At 54.8% G+C, this 5,450-nt stretch carries 5 protein-coding genes; 4 read left to right on the plus strand and 1 reads right to left on the minus strand.

Going from position 1 to position 5,450, the window contains the following annotated elements:
* Window positions 1-104: 104 nt before the first annotated feature.
* Both B2R48_RS01535 and asnB read left to right on the plus strand, forming a co-directional pair.
* On the plus strand, window positions 105-377 hold the full coding sequence (locus tag B2R48_RS01535; protein ID WP_296996965.1) for a ribbon-helix-helix domain-containing protein: 273 nt from the start codon (window positions 105-107) through the stop codon (window positions 375-377).
* Between the two features lie 11 nt (window positions 378-388).
* Complete coding sequence (gene asnB / locus B2R48_RS01540; protein WP_296996968.1) at window positions 389-2,239, plus strand: asparagine synthase (glutamine-hydrolyzing); 1,851 nt, start codon at window positions 389-391, stop codon at window positions 2,237-2,239.
* Here the strand turns inward: asnB and B2R48_RS01545 are convergent.
* Entirely contained in the window at window positions 2,207-3,286 is a 1,080-nt protein-coding gene (locus tag B2R48_RS01545; protein WP_296996971.1) for a response regulator, read from the minus strand. The genes asnB and B2R48_RS01545 overlap by 33 nt on opposite strands.
* Window positions 3,287-3,572: 286 nt before the next feature.
* On the opposite strand from B2R48_RS01545, the gene B2R48_RS01550 reads away from it, so the two are divergent.
* Complete coding sequence (locus B2R48_RS01550; protein ID WP_296996973.1) at window positions 3,573-4,448, plus strand: MurR/RpiR family transcriptional regulator; 876 nt, start codon at window positions 3,573-3,575, stop codon at window positions 4,446-4,448.
* A 22-nt stretch (window positions 4,449-4,470) separates the two neighbouring features.
* On the plus strand, window positions 4,471-5,450 hold a 980-nt coding region (locus tag B2R48_RS01555), incomplete at its 3' end, for an aspartate aminotransferase family protein (protein WP_414716174.1).

Below are 5,450 nucleotides of genomic sequence, written 5' to 3' on the forward strand. Positions count from 1 at the left end.
TGAAGGTCGGAAAGATGTATGAATTTCATGTCGATGCCCTATCATGGCGGAAAGCTTTTGAAATCATGGTCGTTTTTACCATTCGTGAAAAGATATAAACGCCGATGGAAGATGCCGTTCGTAAAAGATCAGTGACAATTGCCGGGCACCGGACGAGCTTTTCACTTGAAGATGCCTTCTGGGACGAATTGGTCGGCATTGCGCAGCGGCGCGACATGACCTTGGCCGAATTGGTTGTTGAGATTGACACAGATCGCGAAGGCAACCTGTCGAGTGCCCTGCGTCTGTTTGTTTTGCGCGATCTGCAAAGCCGCGTTCCGAGTGCGGATGACGATGCCAAGCTGTCGGATCCTGAAAGTCACAGCGACCGGATTTAAGTGAGGGATCCATGTGTGGCATTGCTGGCATCACCGAACCAAACGACCCCGGTTCCGTTCGTGCCATGCTTCAGTCTATTGCCCATCGTGGGCCGGACGCATCGGGCGTTTGGGATGATCCGGTCGGGAAGGTCTCTGTTGGTTGTGCTCGGTTGGCCACGACGGACCTGACGCATCAGGCCAATCAACCATGCGTCACATCCGATGGGCGGTTTGTGCTGGTGTTTAACGGCTACATCGCGGGACATCGGCGCAGGATAGGTGATGCAATTGCCCGCGGGCTGAGATGCGAAACCGGGAATGATGCGGAACTTGTATTGGTGCTTATGGCCGATGCCATCCGACGCGGGCATGAGCCGACAAAGGTGCTTGAAACCCTGTCCGGGCAATATGCGCTTGCGCTGTGGGATACTGTGCAATCTTGTCTGTGGCTGGCGCGGGACCCGCTGGGTATCAAGCCGCTCTATGTTCTGAACCTGCCAGCCGGACAAATCGCATTTGCGTCCGAGATATCGGCGTTTTCTTCAATCGCACCGACAGCACCGGACGAGAGCATCAAGCCAGGCTATCTTGCGCATCTGTTCGTGCATGCACCACAGACCGGGGCACAGGGCGTGACGCTTTTGCCGCCGGGCAGGGTCCTTTGCTGGCGGGGTGGCAGTGTTTCATCAGCAATGATCGTGCACCCGGCACAAAGCCGAACACAGGCGGTGGCACCGCAAGTGTTGCTATCGGCTGTTCGACAGTCAGTTGCCGATGCAATGGATGTGGACTGCCCCGCTGGAACACTGGTGTCCGGCGGTCTGGATAGTGCCGGGGTTGCCGCATTGGCCAGCGACATTGCCCGGGAACGCGGGCAGGAACCGCCAGTGGCATTTGTCATGGGGTTCGAAGATCCGGCTTATGACGAAACCGCTGCCGCGCAAAACCTGTGCAAGCACCTCGGGCAAGAACTGCATGTCGTATCTGCTCCGACAACTGCTGAGGAAATTCATCAGGAACTTTGTGCCGGTTTGCAAGCTGTCGGTGGGCCGTTTGCCAATCCTTCGATTGTTTTGATGCGACGTCTTTCAAAAGCAGTAAGTGCAGAGGTCAAAGTATGTTTGTCAGGTGATGGCGGGGATGAGCTTTTCGGCGGCTATCCGCGTTACCGGGCCGCGCAGCTTTACGAGAAATACTGGCGCCATGTGCCGGGACCTCTGCGGCGACTGACGGCAAAACTGTCCGGGTTGGGTGATCACAGGGAAATGCATCGCTTTCTTGCCGGGGCGTCATCGGGTGCAGAACATGCTTTTGCCAGCTGGAATAACCGCTGTCCAATTTCTGAGTGTGACGCCCGGATGGTGACGCGACCATATCAGAACACAGGGCTTGCGGATGGGATGATGGGCTTTGATCGTGATGTGACGCTTCCGGGTAATCAGCTTGCCATGTCAGATCGATGCGGGATGGCATTTGGTCTGGAATATCGTTTGCCGCTTTTGGGGTATGATGTTGTGCGCCTTGCCGCTTCAGTGCCTGCATCACAGCATCTTAAACAAGGTCCCAAAACACTCTGGCGTCAGGCAATTGCGCCATACCTTCCGGCCAGGCATGTGCAAAACCGCAAGATCGGCTTCAATCCGCCGGTGGCGGACTGGCTCCTCGGGGTGGCCAGGTATCATTGGGGCGATGAGACCGATATCCTGAACGCCATTTTTGCGGGGGTGGATATCCCAACCGACAGCAAATCCCGATACTGGCGGCGGGCCGTATCCGGAAAGGATCTGGATATGGCGCTTGGTGTATGGGCGCTGATGGTCTGGCAGATATGGCTCGGGCAGGTCGGCTCAGGCGTGCGGGGAACTGCTGATACTGCGTGAACGGCGATACAGGTTAAGTGCGGTTAACGCCGTCGGTGCCAATTGAACCACCTGACGGGAAAGTGACAACAATCGACCTTCGTCTGGCTCGTGGTCTTCAAAAATCGACTGGGTTGTCTCGCATAGTTCAGAAAGCTGGCGCAGACCAAAAGTGCCCGACGTGCTTTTAAGCGCATGGACTTCGTTGCGCACCGTTGTCATGTCATCTTCTGACAGGGCTTTGTCAATTTTGACCAACCGGGACTCAGTTTCATTGATGAAAATCTCGATGCCGCATCCGGCCCCCTCATCTCCGGCATCTGTATAAAGCTGTTCAAGAATGCGAACATCAAGAACCGGGCTGGTCAGGGACTGCGGGCGGACCGTACGACCAATCCTTGCGCCCTTGCTGCGTTGCTGGACGGGATCGTCATCACGCGTGGTGCTGCCACGCCGGTTGATCAAATCCTGCATGGTTTCGATCAATTTTTGCCGATGAATGGGCTTGTTGATGAAGTCATCAACACCAGACTGACGGGCAATTACATTCCAGTCCCGTGACTGATGGGCTGAAAGCGCAATGATCGGGGTGCGTGATACCGGGCCGCTCATGTGGCGAATGCGTCTTGTCGTATGAAGCCCGTCCATATCGGGCATTTCAACATCCATCAATATCAGGTCTGCAGTCACACCACGCTTGAGCATGTTCAATACAGTCTGGCCGTTACTGGCTTCGACAATGCTATATCCTTCTGCTTGAAGGATACGTTTGGCGACCAAACGATTGCTCTCGCTGTCGTCGGCAATGATCACCGTGCCGATCTTGCTATCGTTGGCAGAGGATTCAAGGTCAGGGCGGTCGGCTTGCGGGACCTGGGGTTTTACAAAACACACCGAAATCATGCCGCCATCGGCCAGTTCGGTTTCGCTGAAAATCAGGTCTTCCTCGGCAACACCGGAAATCAGTTGTTCCCACGCCGGATTGGCAAAGACAATCCGTTCGTCTGCGTCAAAAAGCGCAATGCCTGCCTGCGCTTGTTTAAGGGAATCAATAATCTTCGTTTCCATGGTGTGTCCAAGGTTCGTCCAACGATTCGGTGTTTTGATCTCCACCAGTAAGCACTTTCTGTCGCCCGGTATGAAACGCTTGGGTTCATCCGGGATGCCAATTTATTTTTACAGTTTTTTCTAATAAGTCCATGTTTTTTCGAGAACACACCAATTGCACGCGGTGTCGCAACGAAACATTTCTTCGAAACACATGTTTCATATTGTTAATTTTTGAAACATGTGTTGCGTGATGGTGCGAGCTGTGTCGTAATCCTTCGTTCCTTGTGGACTGGGGATCCGGGTGATGGGTGTGCAAACAGATCTGCGTGAAAAACTGATTTCGGACTATGCGAAGCTAAGCCCGCAAATGCAGAAGGCTGCGCGTTACATTCTGGATCATCCAAACGATGTGGCGCTGCGCTCGATGCGCGCACTGGCGCGCGCGGCCAACGTTCCGCCAAGCACGGTTACCCGCCTGATGAGTGCAATTGGTGTCGAAAACTGGCGGGATTTTCGCGATCATTATCAGGATCGCTTGCTGGACAATCCCACAAGCTATGCGCAGCGGGCCCGTGAAACCCAGCGCACTGACAATGATTCCAACCGTGACGCGCACTTGCTTGAAAGCATATGCCGAACGGAAATCGACAATATCAGTGCCGCATTTTCCCCGGATTTTGTCCCACACATGATTGATGCCTGCGAAGCAATTGAAGATGCCCGACAGGTCTTTATCGTTGGCAGTGGTGCGGCGTACCCGGCAGCATTTCAGTTTGCCTATGCCTATCGGCTGTTTTGTGACAATGGCGTTCTGGTTGACGGGCGCTCAGGTGCCTTTGGCGATGAATTGCGGGGCATCGGGCGACGCGACATTTTGATTGCGGTCGGGGCGAAACCCTATATCCGCGATACGGTGCGGGCTGTCGAATATGCCCGTTCCCAGCATTGCCCGGTTATCGCCGTCACTGATTCCGATGTGTCGCCAATTGCGGTGAATGCGCGGACCACGTTGGTCGCCCGTGATACATCGCAGTCCTTTTTCCAAAGTTTTACCGCCGCCCTTTCGGTCATGCAGGCCCTTGTTGCCCTGCTGGTTGCACGCGGTGGCCCGAAGGCCCTGCAACGAATTGCCGCTGCAGAAGAACAACTCGCTGTCTTCGATACATACCTTGAAGACTAGACATTTTACGGAAAGTCCGAACATGACCAACGCGTCACACTCTGCCAATTCCTCTAGGCCGGCTGCTAATGCTGGAACCCGTGTGCTCCATCGTACGAGTACATCCATTCCGCCATGCGCTGTTCGCGGCGAGGGGATCTATATTTTTGACCAGAATGGCAAAAGCTATCTGGATGCTTGTGGTGGCGCAGCTGTTTCATGCCTTGGTCATTCCGATCCGGATGTCCGGGCTGCAATGCATACGCAGATTGATCAGATTGCCTATGCCCATTCCGGGTTCTTTTCATCCGATGCGATGGAAGAACTGGCCGACGAACTGTTCGCGTCGGCACCTGAAGGCATCGACAAGGTCTATTTTGTTTCCGGCGGATCAGAGGCGACCGAAGCAGCCCTTAAAATGGCGCGCCAGTATTTTCTGGAGATCGGCCAGCCGGACCGCAAATACGTCATTGCCCGTCGGCAATCCTATCACGGCAATACTCTGGGTGCGCTTTCGGTGGGTGGCAATATGTGGCGGCGCAAACAGTTTGAGCCGCTTCTGATCACGGCAAGCCACATTGCACCTGTTTATCAGTATCGCGATCAACGCGACGATGAAACGCCAGAAGCATATGGCCTGCGTGTTGCCAATGAACTGGAAACCGCAATCCTCGAACTTGGGTCTGAAAACGTTGCGGCATTCGTCGCCGAGCCGGTTGTCGGGGCAACCGCGGGTGCGCTGGCACCTGTGCCCGGTTACTTCAAACGTGTCCGCGAGATTTGCGATCAATACGGTGTGTTGCTGATCCTTGATGAAGTCATGTGTGGCATGGGCCGCACCGGAACCCTGCATGCGATTGAACAGGAAGGCATTTCAGGTGACCTGCAAACCATCGCCAAGGGACTTGGTGCCGGATATCAGCCGATCGGGGCGGTGCTTGTTTCCAAGAAAATCAACGATGCGATTGCCAATGGATCGGGTTTCTTCCAGCACGGTCATACCTATCAGGGCCACGCCACGGC

Source organism: Thalassospira sp. UBA848, assembly GCF_002295455.1.
GTDB lineage: Bacteria > Pseudomonadota > Alphaproteobacteria > Rhodospirillales > Thalassospiraceae > Thalassospira.

Coding starts and splice junctions, on each gene's coding strand:
- B2R48_RS01535 (WP_296996965.1), top strand. CDS start 105: ATGGAAGATGCCGTTCGTAAAAGATCAGTGACAATTGCCGGGCACCGG.
- asnB (WP_296996968.1), top strand. CDS start 389: ATGTGTGGCATTGCTGGCATCACCGAACCAAACGACCCCGGTTCCGTT.
- B2R48_RS01545 (WP_296996971.1), bottom strand. CDS start 3,286: ATGGAAACGAAGATTATTGATTCCCTTAAACAAGCGCAGGCAGGCATT.
- B2R48_RS01550 (WP_296996973.1), top strand. CDS start 3,573: ATGGGTGTGCAAACAGATCTGCGTGAAAAACTGATTTCGGACTATGCG.